Source organism: Klebsiella sp. V115_8 (assembly GCF_029967715.1).
Taxonomy (GTDB): Bacteria; Pseudomonadota; Gammaproteobacteria; order Enterobacterales; family Enterobacteriaceae; genus Klebsiella; species Klebsiella quasipneumoniae.
The window spans coordinates 160,776-175,591 of the sequence record NZ_JASCAR010000023.1; the positions used below are offsets into that span (position 1 = coordinate 160,776).

The 14,816-nt window shown below is 58.8% G+C and carries 15 protein-coding genes; 8 read left to right on the forward strand and 7 right to left on the reverse strand.

What is annotated here, in order from left to right; genetic code table 11:
• Positions 1-2: 2 nt before the first annotated feature.
• The 4 genes from gpsA to QLG03_RS08330 form a co-directional block, all read right to left on the reverse strand.
• Complete coding sequence (gpsA, locus tag QLG03_RS08315) at positions 3-1,022, reverse strand: NAD(P)H-dependent glycerol-3-phosphate dehydrogenase (RefSeq protein WP_004205045.1); 1,020 nt, start codon at positions 1,020-1,022, stop codon at positions 3-5.
• Positions 1,022-1,489, reverse strand: coding sequence for a protein-export chaperone SecB (gene secB, locus QLG03_RS08320; protein WP_002922428.1), 468 nt, complete (start codon positions 1,487-1,489; stop codon positions 1,022-1,024). Before secB ends, gpsA begins: the two co-directional genes overlap by 1 nt.
• Positions 1,490-1,549: 60 nt before the next feature.
• Positions 1,550-1,801: a glutaredoxin 3 gene (grxC, locus tag QLG03_RS08325; protein ID WP_002922429.1), complete on the reverse strand. Its 252-nt coding sequence runs from the start codon at positions 1,799-1,801 to the stop codon at positions 1,550-1,552.
• Between the two features lie 104 nt (positions 1,802-1,905).
• Positions 1,906-2,337, reverse strand: coding sequence for a rhodanese-like domain-containing protein (locus tag QLG03_RS08330; RefSeq protein ID WP_023291350.1), 432 nt, complete (start codon positions 2,335-2,337; stop codon positions 1,906-1,908).
• Positions 2,338-2,582: 245 nt separating this feature from the next.
• Between QLG03_RS08330 and gpmM the strand changes: the two genes are divergently transcribed.
• The 3 genes from gpmM to QLG03_RS08345 are packed head-to-tail and all read left to right on the forward strand — an operon-like array spanning position 2,583 to position 6,368.
• Positions 2,583-4,127 (forward strand): 2,3-bisphosphoglycerate-independent phosphoglycerate mutase, encoded by a 1,545-nt coding sequence (gene gpmM / locus QLG03_RS08335; RefSeq protein ID WP_023291351.1) that lies wholly within the window; start codon positions 2,583-2,585, stop codon positions 4,125-4,127.
• A 9-nt stretch (positions 4,128-4,136) separates the two neighbouring features.
• Positions 4,137-5,408 (forward strand): murein hydrolase activator EnvC, encoded by a 1,272-nt coding sequence (gene envC, locus QLG03_RS08340; protein WP_023291352.1) that lies wholly within the window; start codon positions 4,137-4,139, stop codon positions 5,406-5,408.
• Between the two features lie 3 nt (positions 5,409-5,411).
• The gene (locus QLG03_RS08345; protein WP_282473617.1) at positions 5,412-6,368 is read left to right on the forward strand and encodes a divergent polysaccharide deacetylase family protein; all 957 of its coding nucleotides are present in this window, start codon (positions 5,412-5,414) and stop codon (positions 6,366-6,368) included.
• Between the two features lie 5 nt (positions 6,369-6,373).
• Here QLG03_RS08345 and QLG03_RS08350 read toward each other — a convergent pair whose 3' ends face one another.
• The 3 genes from QLG03_RS08350 to kbl form a co-directional block, all read right to left on the reverse strand.
• Positions 6,374-7,162 carry a glycosyltransferase family 2 protein gene (locus QLG03_RS08350; RefSeq protein ID WP_023291354.1) on the reverse strand — a complete coding sequence of 263 codons (789 nt, stop codon included), beginning with the start codon at positions 7,160-7,162 and terminating at the stop codon, positions 6,374-6,376.
• Positions 7,163-7,331: 169 nt separating this feature from the next.
• The gene (gene tdh, locus QLG03_RS08355) at positions 7,332-8,357 is read right to left on the reverse strand and encodes an L-threonine 3-dehydrogenase (protein ID WP_004205051.1); all 1,026 of its coding nucleotides are present in this window, start codon (positions 8,355-8,357) and stop codon (positions 7,332-7,334) included.
• Between the two features lie 12 nt (positions 8,358-8,369).
• Positions 8,370-9,563: a glycine C-acetyltransferase gene (gene kbl, locus QLG03_RS08360; RefSeq protein WP_017900044.1), complete on the reverse strand. Its 1,194-nt coding sequence runs from the start codon at positions 9,561-9,563 to the stop codon at positions 8,370-8,372.
• 213 nt (positions 9,564-9,776) lie between these two features.
• Here kbl and rfaD point away from each other — a divergent pair, with 213 nt between their 5' ends.
• Genes rfaD through QLG03_RS08385 form a run of 5 tightly spaced genes read left to right on the forward strand, consistent with a single transcriptional unit; the run spans position 9,777 to position 14,806 of the window.
• Positions 9,777-10,709 carry an ADP-glyceromanno-heptose 6-epimerase gene (gene rfaD / locus QLG03_RS08365; protein WP_023291355.1) on the forward strand — a complete coding sequence of 311 codons (933 nt, stop codon included), beginning with the start codon at positions 9,777-9,779 and terminating at the stop codon, positions 10,707-10,709.
• 8 nt (positions 10,710-10,717) lie between these two features.
• On the forward strand, positions 10,718-11,776 hold the full coding sequence (rfaF, locus tag QLG03_RS08370; RefSeq protein WP_044525043.1) for an ADP-heptose--LPS heptosyltransferase RfaF: 1,059 nt from the start codon (positions 10,718-10,720) through the stop codon (positions 11,774-11,776).
• 3 nt (positions 11,777-11,779) lie between these two features.
• The gene (gene rfaC / locus QLG03_RS08375) at positions 11,780-12,751 is read left to right on the forward strand and encodes a lipopolysaccharide heptosyltransferase RfaC (RefSeq protein ID WP_110237997.1); all 972 of its coding nucleotides are present in this window, start codon (positions 11,780-11,782) and stop codon (positions 12,749-12,751) included.
• Positions 12,751-13,659: a sugar glycosyltransferase gene (locus tag QLG03_RS08380; protein WP_087824950.1), complete on the forward strand. Its 909-nt coding sequence runs from the start codon at positions 12,751-12,753 to the stop codon at positions 13,657-13,659. The genes rfaC and QLG03_RS08380 overlap by 1 nt, the downstream gene beginning before the upstream one ends.
• On the forward strand, positions 13,637-14,806 hold the full coding sequence (locus QLG03_RS08385) for an O-antigen ligase family protein (protein WP_032429018.1): 1,170 nt from the start codon (positions 13,637-13,639) through the stop codon (positions 14,804-14,806). Before QLG03_RS08380 ends, QLG03_RS08385 begins: the two co-directional genes overlap by 23 nt.
• Positions 14,807-14,816: the final 10 nt, after the last annotated feature.

The window sequence follows — 14,816 nt, forward strand, 5'->3', positions numbered from 1 at the left end:
AGCTAATTGCTGCTGCGCTCGTCCTTGCGGGCGCGACCCAATAAGGTCAATGCTGCCTCGCGCGCAATTTTTCCGCAATACAATACCTGATAAATTTCCTCGGTTATTGGCATTTCGACACCTAAACGCTGTGCCAGAACGCGAACTTCCTTGGTATTGCGGTAGCCTTCAACCACCTGGCCAATCTTTTCCTGGGCGCTTTGCACGTCCATCCCCTGGCCGAGCATCATGCCGAAGCGACGGTTACGGGACTGGTTGTCGGTGCAGGTGAGCACCAGGTCACCGAGACCGGCCATGCCCATAAAGGTTTCCGGGTCGGCGCCCAGCGCCGCGCCAAGGCGAGACATTTCCACCAGGCCACGGGTAATCAGCGCCGTCCGCGCATTGGCGCCGAAGCCGATGCCGTCCGACATCCCCGCTCCGATGGCGATGACGTTTTTCACCGCGCCGCCGAGCTGGACGCCAATAAAGTCCGGGTTGATGTAGACGCGGAAGCTCTTGCCGCAGTGCAGCAGGTGCTGCAGATCCTCGGCAAACTGCGGATCCGTCGCCGCCAGCGAAATCGCCGTCGGTAGGCCGGCGGCCAGCTCTTTGGCGAAGGTTGGCCCGGAGATCACCGCCAGCGGGATATCATCGCCCAGCGCTTCACGCGCCACATCCTGCAGCAGACGACCAGTTTCGGCCTCGAGACCTTTGGTCGCCCATACCAGACGCGCGTCAGGACGCATCAGCGGTTTAATCTGGCGTAACACCTGACCAAACACATGGCTTGGCACCACCACCAAAATATCGCGGCTGGCGGCCAGGGCGGTGGCCAGGTCGCTTTCAAGATGCAGCGTATCCGGGAAAGGCACATCGGGAAGGAACGCGGCGTTGCAGCGATCGTGTTGCAGCGTCGCGATATGTTTCGGGTCATGGCCCCAGAGCACAACGTGGTGGCCATTTCTTGCCAGGGTGATGGCAAGAGCGGTGCCGTAAGAGCCGGCACCGATCACAGTCATTGCAGCATTAAGTGCGTTCATCAGGCATCCTGATGTTGTTCTGCACCTTCGCCAGCCTGCTGCTGCAGATAGTTCATAAACAGCGCATCGAAGTTCACTGGCGCAAGGTTAAGTTGCGGGAAGGTACCGCGGGAAACCAGGCTGGTGATGCACTCGCGCGCGTACGGGAACAGAATGTTCGGGCAGTATGCGCCAAGGCAGTGCGCCATCTGGGTGCCTTCAATGCCGTCGATGGAGAAAATACCGCCCTGCTGTACTTCGCAGAGGAACGCGGTCTCTTCGCCCAGCGCGGCGGTCACGGTTACACGCAGCACCACTTCATAAACGCCTTCAGCCAGCTGGGTGGAGGCGGTATCCAGATCAAGTTTAACTTCCGGCTGCCAGTCTTTCTGGAAAACTTGCGGCGCGTTCGGCGCTTCAAAAGAGATATCTTTGGTATAGATACGCTGGATCTGGAAGGTCATTTCGGTGCTGTTTTGTTCTGACATAGTAAAACCCTTTCGTGTTGTCCTTAAATACGCGCTTCCGGCAGGGAAAGCGCGCAAAAATTAGCGCAAGAGGGGATCAAGTCCACCACGTGAATCAAGCGCATACAAGTCGTCACAGCCGCCAATGTGCTGCGCATCAATAAAAATCTGCGGAACCGTCGTCCGTCCGCTGCGCTGGATCATCTCCTCACGCTTCGCGGCATCGCCATCGATCGGCAACTCATGGAACGTTACGCCTTTGCTGTTCAGCAGCGCTTTCGCGCGGATGCAGAACGGGCAGGTCGCTTTGGTGTAGATCTCAATATTGGCCATGACTTCACTCCTGTTATTACCCTGAGGGTTTTACGCCGCAGCCTGTGTTCCCCTCACGTCAGGCGCGGAGGGGAAAACGCGGCGGCATCACCACGCGAGGTAAGTTATTTGCCGCGTACCAGAGGGAGGTTTTCGCCGCTCCAGCCAGCAATGCCCTCTTTCAGTACAAAGACTTTTTCAAACCCGGCTTTGTTCAGCGCGCTGGCTGGCTCTTGCGCCTGCATGCCGGAACCGTCTACCACAATAATGGGTTGCGATTTGTGTTTTTCCAACTCGCCGACGTTATTCGCTTTGATATCGCTGGGCAGCAGGTTGATGGCGCCGGCAATATGGCCTTTACGGAAATCGTCACGCTGACGCAGGTCGACCACCACCGCGTCTTCTTTATTGATAAGACGCGTCGCTTCACCACGGGTGATGACTTTAACTTTCGACATCAGGCCCTTGAAGGTGGTGAACAGCACCGCCCCCAGCAGCGCGATCCACGCGATGCTCAGAACAGGGTGACGGCCGATGAATTGCATAATTTCTTGCATGGGGGGTTACAACTCCCGACTAAGTGAGAAAAAAACCAGGAAAGGAGTATACCTGTGCCTTGCGGCAATTACAGCCAGTGAGCGCGATGTAATGTATTTTCTGCGGGCGGCGGCGAAAAAAAGCCGTTCTCGCTGACGCGCCGCGGCCCGGCCGCTCCCTTTCTTTGATCTTTCACGGGGATTTAAACGATTCAGCTGTAGTAAAATTACGCAAAATTTCTGTCTTTGAGCATGAGGTTGTCGCAATGTCGGTTACTAAAAAACCTATGGTACTGGTGATTCTGGATGGCTACGGCTATCGCGAAGACCAACAGGATAACGCCATTTACAGCGCTAAAACGCCGGTAATGGACGCCCTGTGGGCCAAACGTCCGCATACCCTGATCGATGCATCCGGCCTGGAAGTTGGCCTGCCGGACCGTCAGATGGGGAACTCCGAAGTGGGCCACGTCAACCTGGGCGCCGGTCGTATCGTCTATCAGGACCTGACCCGTCTCGATGTGGAAATTAAAGAACGCACCTTCTTCGCCAACCCGGTACTGACCGCCGCGGTCGATAAAGCGGTTGCCGCGGGTAAAGCGGTACATATCATGGGTCTGATGTCTCCGGGCGGCGTTCACAGCCATGAGGATCACATCATGGCGATGGTGGAGCTGGCGGCAGAGCGCGGCGCTGAGAAGATCTACCTGCACGCTTTCCTCGACGGTCGTGACACCCCACCGCGCAGCGCGGAAAAAACGCTGGCAAAATTCGAAGCCAAATTTGCCGCGCTGGGCAAGGGCCGCATCGCGTCGCTCATTGGCCGCTACTACGCCATGGACCGCGATAACCGCTGGGATCGCGTTGAGCAGGCTTACGATCTGATGACGCTGGCGAAAGGCGAATTCCAGGCCGATACCGCCGTCGCCGGCCTGCAGGCTGCCTACGCCCGTGACGAAAACGACGAGTTCGTGAAAGCGACCGTGATCCGCGCCGCCGGCCAGGCCGACGCCGCGATGGAAGATGGCGATGCGCTGATCTTCATGAACTTCCGTGCTGACCGCGCACGCGAAATCACCCGCGCCTTCGTCAACGCCGACTTCGACGGCTTTGCGCGTAAGAAAGTGGTTAACCTCGACTTCGTGATGCTCACCGAATATGCCGCCGACATCAAAGTGGCCTGCGCCTACCCGCCCGCCTCGCTGGCCAATACCTTCGGCGAGTGGATGGCGAAGCACGATAAAACCCAGCTGCGCATCTCCGAAACCGAGAAATACGCCCACGTCACCTTCTTCTTCAACGGCGGCGTAGAAGAGCCGTTCAAAGGCGAAGAGCGGATTCTGATTAACTCGCCGAAAGTGGCGACCTACGATCTGCAGCCGGAAATGAGCTCCGCCGAGCTGACCGAAAAACTGGTCGCGGCCATCAAAGGCGGCCAGTACGACACTATCATCTGTAACTACCCGAACGGCGATATGGTTGGCCATACCGGCGTGATGGAAGCGGCAGTGAAAGCCGTTGAAGCGCTGGATCACTGTATCGATCAGGTGGCGCAGGCGGTGGAATCCGTTGGCGGCCAGCTGCTGATCACCGCCGACCACGGTAACGCCGAACAGATGCGCGACCCGGCCACCGGTCAGGCGCACACCGCCCACACTAACCTGCCGGTTCCGCTGATCTACGTCGGTAACAAAGCGGTCAAAGCGGTCAATGGCGGCAAACTTTCAGACATCGCCCCGACCATGCTGTCGCTGATGGGAATGGAAATCCCGCAAGAGATGACTGGCAAGCCGCTGTTCATCGTGGAATAATCCTTCCCCATGAGGGGAAAGGCGACGTATTCAACTACATGGATCGCAACGGCAGTTCGATCCGTCCTTTACGCCAGCGCGCTCAGCGCTGGCGTATTACTGTGCGCGTCATCTGCGCACGCCGACGATCGCGATCAGCTAAAGTCCATCCAGGCCGACATCGCCGCCAGGCAGCGGGCGATTAAGCAACAGCAGCAGCAGCGCGCAAGCCTGCTCGCTCAGCTCAAAGCGCAGGAAGAGGCGATCGCCGCCGCGGCCCGCAAACTGCGCGAAACCCAGGACAGCCTGAACCAGCTCAATAAGCAGATTGACGAGATGAACGCTTCTCTCGCGAAGCTGGAGCGCCAGCGCGCGTCTCAGGAGCGTAACCTCGCCGCGCAGCTTGACGCGGCGTTCCGCCAGGGGCCGCATACCGGCATCCAGATGGTGCTGAGCGGTGAAGAGGGTCAGCGCAATCAGCGGATGCAGGTCTATTTCAGCTATTTCAACCAGGCCCGCCAGGAAACCATCGCGGAACTGAAGAAAACGCGCGAAGAGATGGCGGTGCAAAAGTCGATGCTCGAAGAGAAGCAGAGCCAGCAGCAGACGCTGGTCTACGAGCAAAAAGCCCAGCAGGCGAAGCTGGAGCAGGCGCGTAACGAACGGAAAAAGACCCTTTCCGGCCTGGAGTCCTCCATTCAGCGGGGTCAGCAACAGTTAAGTGAATTGCGGGCTAACGAATCGCGCCTACGCGGTCGTATCGCCCAGGCGGAGGCTGCCGCCAAAGCCCGTGCCGATCGGGAAGCTCGCGATGCGCAGGCGGTGCGCGACCGCCAGCAGGAAGCATCGCGCAAAGGCACCACCTATAAACCAACGGAAAGCGAGCGTTCGCTGATGTCACGCACCGGTGGGCTGGGCTCGCCGCGCGGTCAGGCGTTCTGGCCGGTTCGCGGTCCGCTCCTTCATCGATATGGCGAACAGCTGCAAGGTGAACTACGTTGGAAAGGGATGGTTATCGCCGCGTCTGAAGGCACCGAAGTCAGAGCGATTGCCGATGGTCGGGTCATTCTGGCCGACTGGCTGCAGGGCTATGGTCTGGTGGTGGTGGTCGAGCATGGCAAAGGCGACATGAGCCTGTATGGCTATAACCAAAGCGCGCTGGTCAGCGTCGGTACGCAGGTGCGTGCCGGTCAGCCTATCGCGCTCGTAGGCAGCAGCGGCGGTCAGGGCCGTCCGTCGCTCTATTTCGAAATTCGCCGCCAGGGTCAGGCGGTCAATCCACAGCCGTGGTTGGGAAGATAAGTTTTGCTTCAATTTCGCGCAATTGCTCTTGCCGTAGCCGGTTCGCTGGCTCTGGCGGCGCCAGCGTTCGCTGGCAAACTCTCCATCGTTATTGACGATTTTGGCTACCGCCCGCAGACCGAAAATCAGGTGCTGGCGCTGCCGTCCACTATCTCCGTCGCCGTGCTGCCGAACGCGCCGCACGCCCGGGAAATGGCCACGAAAGCGCATAATCTGGGCCATGAAGTGCTCATCCACCTGCCGATGGCGCCGCTCAGCAAACAGCCGCTGGAAAAAGACACCCTGCGTCCCGAAATGAGCAGCGAGGAGATCGAGCGCATCATCCGCGAGGCCTATGGCAAAGTCCCCTACGCCGTCGGGCTGAATAACCATATGGGCAGCGCGATGACCTCCAACCTGTTTGGCATGCAGAAGGTGATGCAGGCCCTGGAGCGCTACAATATCTATTTTCTCGACAGCGTGACCATCGGCAATACCCAGGCCATGCGCGCCGCGCAGGGCACCGGGGTGAAGGTGATTAAGCGTAAGGTGTTTCTGGACGATACGCAGAATGAAGCCGATATCCGCACTCAGTTCAACCGCGCCATTGCCCTGGCGCGGCGTAACGGTTCGGCGATAGCCATTGGCCATCCGCATCCGACGACGGTGCGGGTGCTGCAGCAGATGGTCTATAACCTGCCGCCGGATATCACGCTGGTGCGCCCGAGCAGCCTGCTCAACGAGCCGCAGGTCGACAACTCGACGCCAAACTACGCTCAGCCGCCCGCGCAACAAACGCCGCCGCAGCAGCAGAAGCCGCGTAATCCGTTCCACGGCGTGAAGTATTGCAAGCCGAAGCGCCCGCTGGAGCCCGTGAACGCCAGCCGCTTCTTCACTATCCTCAGCGACAGCATCAGCCAGAGCGCGCTGGTCCAGTACTATCGCCTCAAATGGCAGGGCTGGGACAATCCCGGCAGCTAGACCACTCAGGGGTCCGTTCGCTTTTGCGCGACGGGCGCCTGGTTATCTTCGTGGGCGTACCACGCCTTAAAATATTTGAGAAAGCTGTAAAACGTGGCGTACAGGCCGGTGACCACGCCGACTTTGCCATAGCGCCACGCCCCGCTGAACAGATACCACTTAAAGAAAGCGCCAATGGCGCTGACGATCCCCCGCGTCAGCGAAGGTGTGATCTGCTGGTGCTTCACCAGCCGGGTGGTATAGCTGTTCAGCTTATTAAACACTTCATGCAGCGAATAAAAGGTGTCATGGCGTACAAAGCCCGGCAGCCTGACGGAGCGCGCGTGTCCGACCACCTGGTCATCCACCGGCCGGTCGTTAAACCGCGCCTGCTGGCGGTTAAAGAGGCGCACCGGGTAATCCGGCGAGGAAATGGGGTAGATCGTCCGCACCTGCGTGCCGAGGACAAACCAGTAGCGCGGCAAACGCCAGGCGCAGGCTGGGTCAGGCTCCTCCCCCGCTTTTAACGCCTGAATGGCCGCCACGACGTCGTTATCAAGAATTTCATCGCTGTCCATGCACAGCACCCAGTCATGGCTGGCCAGCCCGATGGCATAGTTCATCTGCGCGCCGTGGGCTTTATAGGCATGGTGATGGACGGTGAGACCAAACTGCTGACAAATAGAGACCGTTTCGTCGGTGCTACCGGAGTCGACGACAATACACTCATCAGCCACCTTCAGCAGCGGGGGCAGCACCTCCATGAGCAGACGTGCAGAGTTACAGGTCAGTAAGCATACGGAGAGTTTAAGCATGATCGTTTCAAAGTTAAACCGCGACTAAACACACTGTATAAGCGAATAACCGTAAAATCGATGTAGAAATTGTGCGCTTGATATTAAGCAGGCTAAAAATGTTATCCAAATCTAAATTAAGGCGCCCGCAGGCGCCTTTTTTGCTGATGTTTACAACAGACCGGAGGCGTTATTCCCAGCTCAGAACCACTTTACCGGACTGACCGGAGCGCATGGCGTCAAAGCCCTTCTGGAAGTCGTCAATGCCGAAGCGGTGGGTGATGATCGGCGAAAGATCCAGGCCAGACTGGATCAGCGCCGCCATCTTGTACCAGGTTTCGAACATTTCGCGACCATAGATCCCTTTGATAAACAGCCCCTTGAAGATGACCTTGGTCCAGTCGATGGACATATCCGACGGCGGGATACCCAGCATCGCGATACGGCCGCCGTGGTTCATGGTATCCAGCATGCTGCGGAACGCCGGCGGCGCGCCGGACATCTCCAGACCCACGTCGAAACCTTCGGTCATCCCCAGCTCGGCCATCACGTCGTTGAGGTTCTCTTTCGCCACGTTCACCGCGCGGGTGACGCCCATTTTGCGCGCCAGCTCGAGACGGTACTCGTTAACGTCAGTGATCACCACGTTACGCGCGCCGACGTGTTTCGCCACCGCCGCCGCCATCACGCCGATCGGACCGGCGCCGGAGACCAGCACGTCTTCCCCCACCAGATCGAAGGAGAGCGCGGTGTGCACGGCGTTGCCGAATGGGTCGAAGATGGACGCCAGGTCATCAGAGATATTGTCGGGAATTTTAAAGGCGTTAAAGGCCGGGATCACCAGATACTCGGCAAAGCAGCCCGGGCGGTTGACGCCCACGCCGATGGTGTTGCGGCACAGGTGGGTACGGCCTGCGCGGCAGTTACGGCAGTGGCCGCAGGTGATATGCCCTTCGCCGGAGACGCGGTCGCCAATCTTAAAGCCGCGCACTTCCTGGCCAATCCCCACCACTTCGCCGACATATTCGTGCCCGACCACCATCGGTACCGGAATGGTCTTCTGCGACCACTCATCCCAGTTGTAGATGTGCACGTCGGTCCCGCAAATGGCGGTCTTGCGGATTTTAATCAGCAGATCGTTATGGCCGACTTCCGGTTCCGGTACGTCGGTCATCCAGATGCCTTCTTCCGCTTTCAGTTTGGATAACGCTTTCATCTCACACCCTTATTAGGCGATGACGCCCAGTTGTTTGCCGATGCGGGTAAAGGCTTCCACCGCACGCTCAATTTGTTCAGGGGTATGCGCCGCCGACATCTGGGTGCGAATACGCGCCTGGCCTTTCGGTACCACCGGATAGAAGAAGCCGGTGACATAGATCCCTTCTTTCTGCAGTTCGCGGGCAAAGTTCTGCGCCACCACCGCTTCACCCAGCATCACCGGAATGATGGCGTGGTCGGCGCCCGCCAGGGTGAAGCCTGCCGCAGTCATTTTTTCACGGAACAGACGCGCGTTGGCCCACAGGCGATCGCGCAGGTCTGCGCCCTCTTCGACCATCTCCAGCACTTTGATGGAGGCGGCCACGATGGCCGGCGCCAGAGAGTTGGAGAACAGATACGGACGGGAACGCTGGCGCAGCCACTCGACCACCTCTTTGCGTGCGGCGGTGTAGCCGCCGGAGGCGCCGCCCAGCGCTTTACCCAGCGTGCCGGTGATGATGTCGACGCGCCCCATCACATCGCAGTATTCGTGGGAGCCGCGACCGTTTTCGCCGACGAAGCCGACGGCGTGGGAGTCATCGACCATCACCAGCGCATCGTATTTATCCGCCAGGTCGCAAACGCCTTTCAGGTTGGCGATCACGCCGTCCATCGAGAAGACGCCGTCGGTGGCGATCAGCACGTGACGCGCGCCAGCGTCGCGGGCTTCTTTCAGACGCGCTTCCAGTTCCTGCATATCGTTGTTGGCATAGCGGAAGCGCTTCGCTTTACACAGGCGCACGCCGTCGATGATCGAGGCATGGTTCAGGGCGTCGGAGATAATGGCGTCTTCCGGGCCGAGCAGCGTTTCAAACAGGCCGCCGTTGGCGTCGAAGCAGGAGGAGTAGAGGATTGCGTCTTCCATACCGAGGAAATCCGCCAGCTTCTTCTCCAGCTGCTTGTGCGTATCCTGGGTGCCGCAGATGAAGCGTACCGAGGCCATCCCGAAGCCGTGGCTGTCCATACCGGATTTCGCCGCGTCGATCAGCGCCGGGTGGTTGGCCAGACCCAGATAGTTATTGGCGCAGAAGTTAATCACGTGGCTGTCGCCGACGGTAATGTCCGCCTGCTGCGCCGAGGTGATGATGCGCTCTTCTTTAAACAAGCCTTCGGCCCGAGCGGTCTCCAGATTGCTAGTTAACTGTTTGTAGAAATCACCACGCATTGCAACTCTCCAGATTCGGCAAAATTTGGCACATATTACCCAAAGCTATACGCTGATACGAGATGATGCATGCCTGAATGAATTATTTGCAGCATAAATCACGTCAGCCCAGCACCTTATTCTGCGAATGGCTGTAGGCTTGCTCATGTGGTGATATGATATGAGCATTCATGTCCGGATTGTCTCCGGGCTCTCAACTTCAAAGGTACAGTTATGATCATCGTAACCGGCGGCGCAGGCTTTATCGGCAGCAACATCGTTAAAGCGCTGAATGACAAGGGCATTACCGACATTCTGGTTGTCGACAATCTGAAAGACGGCACCAAGTTTGTGAACCTGGTTGACCTGAACATCGCTGACTACATGGATAAAGAAGACTTTCTGATCCAGATTATGGCAGGCGAAGAGTTCGGCGACATTGACGCAATCTTCCACGAAGGCGCGTGCTCTTCCACCACGGAGTGGGACGGCAAGTACATGATGGACAACAACTATCAGTACTCCAAAGAGCTGCTGCACTACTGCCTGGAGCGCGAAATTCCGTTCCTGTACGCCTCTTCGGCGGCCACCTACGGTGGGCGCACCAGCGATTTCATCGAGTCTCGCGAGTATGAGCAGCCGCTAAACGTCTACGGCTACTCCAAATTCCTGTTCGATGAATACGTTCGTCAGATCCTGCCGGAAGCCAATTCGCAGATCGTCGGCTTCCGCTACTTCAACGTCTACGGGCCGCGCGAAGGCCACAAAGGCAGCATGGCGAGCGTCGCTTTCCACCTCAACACCCAGCTGAATAATGGCGAAAGTCCGAAACTGTTCGAAGGCAGCGACGGCTTCAAGCGCGACTTCGTCTACGTCGGCGACGTGGCTGACGTCAACCTGTGGTTCTGGGAAAACGGCGTTTCCGGCATCTTCAACCTCGGCACTGGCCGCGCGGAATCCTTCCAGGCCGTCGCCGACGCGACCCTGGCGTACCACAAAAAAGGCAGCATCGAGTACATCCCATTCCCGGACAAACTGAAAGGCCGCTACCAGGCGTTCACCCAGGCGGATCTGACTAACCTGCGTAAAGCGGGCTATGACAAACCGTTCAAAACCGTTGCCGAAGGCGTAACGGAGTATATGGCCTGGCTGAATCGGGATGCGTAAGAGATAACATGAAAATTCTGGTGGTAGGCCCGTCTTGGGTGGGCGACATGATGATGTCGCAAAGTCTTTATCGTACGCTCAGGGCGCGCTATCCCCAGGCGATTATCGACGTGATGGCGCCAGCCTGGTGTCGTCCGTTGTTATCGCGCATGCCGGAAGTGAACGAAGCGATCCCGATGCCGCTGGGCCACGGCGCGCTGGCTATCGGCGAACGCCGCAAGCTCGGCCACAGCCTGCGCGAGCGTCGCTACGATCGCGCTTACGTGCTGCCAAACTCGTTTAAATCGGCATTAGTCCCCTTCTTCGCCAACATCCCGCTGCGCACCGGCTGGCGCGGCGAGATGCGCTACGGCCTGCTCAACGACGCCCGGGTGCTGGACAAAGACGCCTGGCCGCTGATGGTGGAACGCTACGTGGCGCTGGCCTACGACAACGGCGTGATGCGCTGCGCCAAAGATCTGCCGCAGCCGCTGCTATGGCCGCAGCTGCAGGTCAACGAAGGGGAAAAGTCGCAGGCCTGCAGCGCCTTTAACCTGTCCAACGATCGGCCGATCATCGGCTTTTGCCCCGGCGCGGAGTTCGGCCCGGCAAAACGCTGGCCGCACTATCACTATGCTGCGCTGGCGAAAAAGCTCATCGACGATGGTTATCAGATTGCGCTATTTGGCTCGGCAAAAGATAACGAGGCCGGCAAAGAGATCATCGCCGCCCTCAGCAGCGAGCAGCAGGCCTGGTGCCGGAATCTGGCGGGTGAAACCCAGCTGGAGCAGGCGGTGATCCTGATTGCCGCCTGTAAAGCGGTGGTGACTAACGATTCGGGGCTGATGCACGTCGCCGCGGCGCTGGACCGCCCGCTGGTGGCGCTGTATGGCCCGAGCAGTCCGGACTTTACCCCGCCGCTGTCGCATAAAGCGCGCGTGATCCGCCTGATTACCGGCTACCACAAGGTGCGCAAAGGCGATGCCGCGGAAGGTTATCATCAGAGCCTGATCGACATTACGCCAGAGCGCGTCCTGCAAGAGCTGAACGAATTGCTGACGGAAAAAACCGGGCACGAGGAAGCGTAGCGGATGCGGGTATTGATTGTAAAAACCTCATCGATGGGCGACGTGCTGCACACGCTGCCCGCGCTGACCGACGCCGCGCAGGCCATCCCCGGCATCCGCTTCGACTGGGTTGTGGAAGAAGGCTTCGCGCAGATCCCCTCCTGGCATGACAGCGTCGAGCGGGTGATCCCGGTGGCGATCCGCCGCTGGCGTAAAGCCTGGTTCTCCGCGCCGATCAAAGCGGAGCGTAAAGCCTTTCGCGAGGCCGTCCAGGCGGTCAAGTATGACGCCATTATCGACGCCCAGGGGCTGGTGAAAAGCGCTGCGCTGGTCACCCGTCTGGCGCACGGCGTCAAGCATGGTATGGACTGGCAAACGGCCCGCGAGCCGCTGGCCAGCCTGTTTTACAACCGCCGCCACCACATTGCGAAACAGCAGCACGCGGTGGAGCGTACCCGCGAGCTGTTCGCCAAAAGCCTCGGCTACGCGAAACCCCAAACCCAGGGGGATTACGCCATTGCGCGCCATTTCCTGCAGCACGAGGCTAGCGCTGCCGCCCCCTATCTGGTGTTTCTGCACGCCACCACCCGCGACGATAAGCACTGGCCGGAAAACCGCTGGCAGGAACTGCTCGATCTGCTGGCCGACAGCGGCGTCCGCATTAAGCTGCCGTGGGGCGCCCCGCACGAAGAGGCGCGGGCGAAGCGGCTGGCGGAAGGCCGGGAGTATGTTGAAGTGCTGCCGCGCCTGAGCCTTGAGCAGGTGGCGCAGGTTCTGGCCAGCGCCCGGGCCGTCGTCTCGGTCGATACCGGCCTGAGTCATCTGACCGCCGCGCTGGATAAACCGAACTTCACGCTCTACGGCCCGACCGATCCGGGGCTGATTGGCGGATACGGTAAAAACCAGCACATCGTGCGGCCGGAAAACAGCGCCAACACCGGCGATATTACCGCCAGCCGGGTTCATCTTCTTCTGCAAAATCAGGGGCTGCTCTGATGGGATCCCTGTTTAAGCAGATCTATCGCTACACCCGCCCTCGCGCTTATCGTCACAATGAAAATCTGTGGCCTTTTACCCGCATCACCCGCGCGCCGAGCGGCGAAATCAGCGCGTTGCGTTATAAAGGGAAAACGGTGCCGCTGGTCAGCCTGAGCGCGCTGAAAAACAGCATGCAAGGCGAAGTCCTGCTGACCGCCACTGGCCCTTCGACCCGCAATATCGATTTTTCCCTGTTGTCGAAAACGATCCCGGTGATGGGCGTCAATGGCGCCTGGCATCTTGCCGACCAACTGCACTTTTCGCTCTATACCATCGTCGACATGGAGTTTTTCGATAAGAAGCCGGACATTATCCGCGCCATCGTCAGTCAGCCGGACATTCTGCTGTTCACCACCATGCATGGGATCGCCAAAATCGTCGATCGCCATGCGGACGCGCTGCGCTGCCGTTTGGCGTTGATTGAGGACGGTTGCTATAAGATTTACCAGCCGAAAGTCGCCAGCGAAGCGATAAAGCGCACTTACCAGCAGAATCCGGCGATGTGCTTTCATCCCCAGCGCCCGGATATCTGTTTTAGCACCGATATTCGCCAGGGCGTCTTTGATGCCGGCACGGTGGTCTACTGGGCGCTGCAGATCCTCGCCTGGCTGGGCTTCAACACTATCCTGGTCAGCGGTCTGGATATGACTAACTTCAACCAGCCGCGATTCTACGAAACACAACAAGAAAAATTGCCTTCGTACCTGGCAACAAAAGTGGATACCCTCGTCATGCCCTCCTTTGCGCATGCCGCGCAGGTACTGCAGCAACGCCAGATCCGGGTCATTAATTTTTCACCAGAAAGCGCTGTGCCGGACACTATTTTCGAAAAGGTTGCGTTTAATGAGTACTTTAAAAATGAGTAACTACGCCAGACAGGGTTACTCGATTGTTTTTCCTTTGTTTTTATTTTTCAGCGCGATTTTTTGCATGTCCACCCGGACCAATAACCTGCTGCATTTATCGATCCTGCTGCTCTTGCTCTCGCTGGTACGCCCGGAAAACCGCCAGGCGCTGGCCGGCGTGTTACGCGAGCAGTGGCAGACCTGGGCGCTGCTGGCGGTCTTCTTTATCTATTACGCCCTCAGTAACCTGTGGGGCCATACGCCGCAGCATATCGACTCGCCGATCACCCACGGCGTGTACCTGACGGGCTATCTGTTGCTGATGGCGATGCTGCTCAGCGACGAACGAACCCGCCGCCTGGCCATGCTGGCGGTGGTTGGCGGGATCACCGTGCTCTCGCTGTGGACGCTGATGTTCGACCACACCCTGGTCCTCACCGAGCGGGCGGTCTCCCCCGAGAACCCCGGGCCAACAAACGTTATCGACCTTGCCGGATACTGCGGCATCGGCATCTTAATCTGCGGTATGCTGCTGAAAGAAAAAGCCAGCCACTGGCTCTATCTGCCAGTGGCCATCATGCTGGTGATGATGCTGCTGACCCAAAGCCGCGGGCCGATCATCGCCCTGGTGCTGGCGGTCGGCTGTACGCTGCACCTGCACGTCTTCACCCGCCGCAACCTGCTGATCGCCGCGGCGCTGGCCGTGCTGGTGGCTCTGCTTTTGGTCATGACGCCGGTGGGCGACATGCTGCTCGCCCGTTTCGAAGAGTTGGGCACCCAAAGCGGACTGCGCCTGAGCATCTGGCACCATACACTGTCGGAGATGGCCAGCCAGCCCTGGCTGGGACGCGGTTTCAGCTATGAACTGGATTTCATCAACTACAGCGGCGAACACATCACCACCACCCACAGTGTATATATGGGCGCCCTGCTGAAAGGCGGCATCGTGGGTTTACTGCTGTTGCTGGCGGTCATTGCCTGCGGACTGTGGCAGGCGTGGCGCAAGCGCCGCTCCGACAGCCGCTACAGTCTGGCGATCCTGTTTTACGCGCTGGTATTTATGGCCTCGCAGGGGATGTTTATCATCAGCAACCCCCGGGAAACCTGGGTGCTGTTCTGGCTGCCGCTGGGCATTGCGCTCAGCAAAGGGCTGGCGGAAAAGCGTTAACAAGAAAGGG

Excerpts from the sequence above, each read along its gene's own strand:
- gpsA (WP_004205045.1), bottom strand. The coding sequence starts at position 1,022 with ATGAACGCACTTAATGCTGCAATGACTGTGATCGGTGCCGGCTCTTAC.
- secB (WP_002922428.1), bottom strand. The coding sequence starts at position 1,489 with ATGTCAGAACAAAACAGCACCGAAATGACCTTCCAGATCCAGCGTATC.
- grxC (WP_002922429.1), bottom strand. The coding sequence starts at position 1,801 with ATGGCCAATATTGAGATCTACACCAAAGCGACCTGCCCGTTCTGCATC.
- QLG03_RS08330 (WP_023291350.1), bottom strand. The coding sequence starts at position 2,337 with ATGCAAGAAATTATGCAATTCATCGGCCGTCACCCTGTTCTGAGCATC.
- gpmM (WP_023291351.1), top strand. The coding sequence starts at position 2,583 with ATGTCGGTTACTAAAAAACCTATGGTACTGGTGATTCTGGATGGCTAC.
- envC (WP_023291352.1), top strand. The coding sequence starts at position 4,137 with ATGAGGGGAAAGGCGACGTATTCAACTACATGGATCGCAACGGCAGTT.
- QLG03_RS08350 (WP_023291354.1), bottom strand. The coding sequence starts at position 7,162 with ATGCTTAAACTCTCCGTATGCTTACTGACCTGTAACTCTGCACGTCTG.
- tdh (WP_004205051.1), bottom strand. The coding sequence starts at position 8,357 with ATGAAAGCGTTATCCAAACTGAAAGCGGAAGAAGGCATCTGGATGACC.
- kbl (WP_017900044.1), bottom strand. The coding sequence starts at position 9,563 with ATGCGTGGTGATTTCTACAAACAGTTAACTAGCAATCTGGAGACCGCT.
- rfaD (WP_023291355.1), top strand. The coding sequence starts at position 9,777 with ATGATCATCGTAACCGGCGGCGCAGGCTTTATCGGCAGCAACATCGTT.
- rfaF (WP_044525043.1), top strand. The coding sequence starts at position 10,718 with ATGAAAATTCTGGTGGTAGGCCCGTCTTGGGTGGGCGACATGATGATG.
- rfaC (WP_110237997.1), top strand. The coding sequence starts at position 11,780 with ATGCGGGTATTGATTGTAAAAACCTCATCGATGGGCGACGTGCTGCAC.
- QLG03_RS08380 (WP_087824950.1), top strand. The coding sequence starts at position 12,751 with ATGGGATCCCTGTTTAAGCAGATCTATCGCTACACCCGCCCTCGCGCT.
- QLG03_RS08385 (WP_032429018.1), top strand. The coding sequence starts at position 13,637 with ATGAGTACTTTAAAAATGAGTAACTACGCCAGACAGGGTTACTCGATT.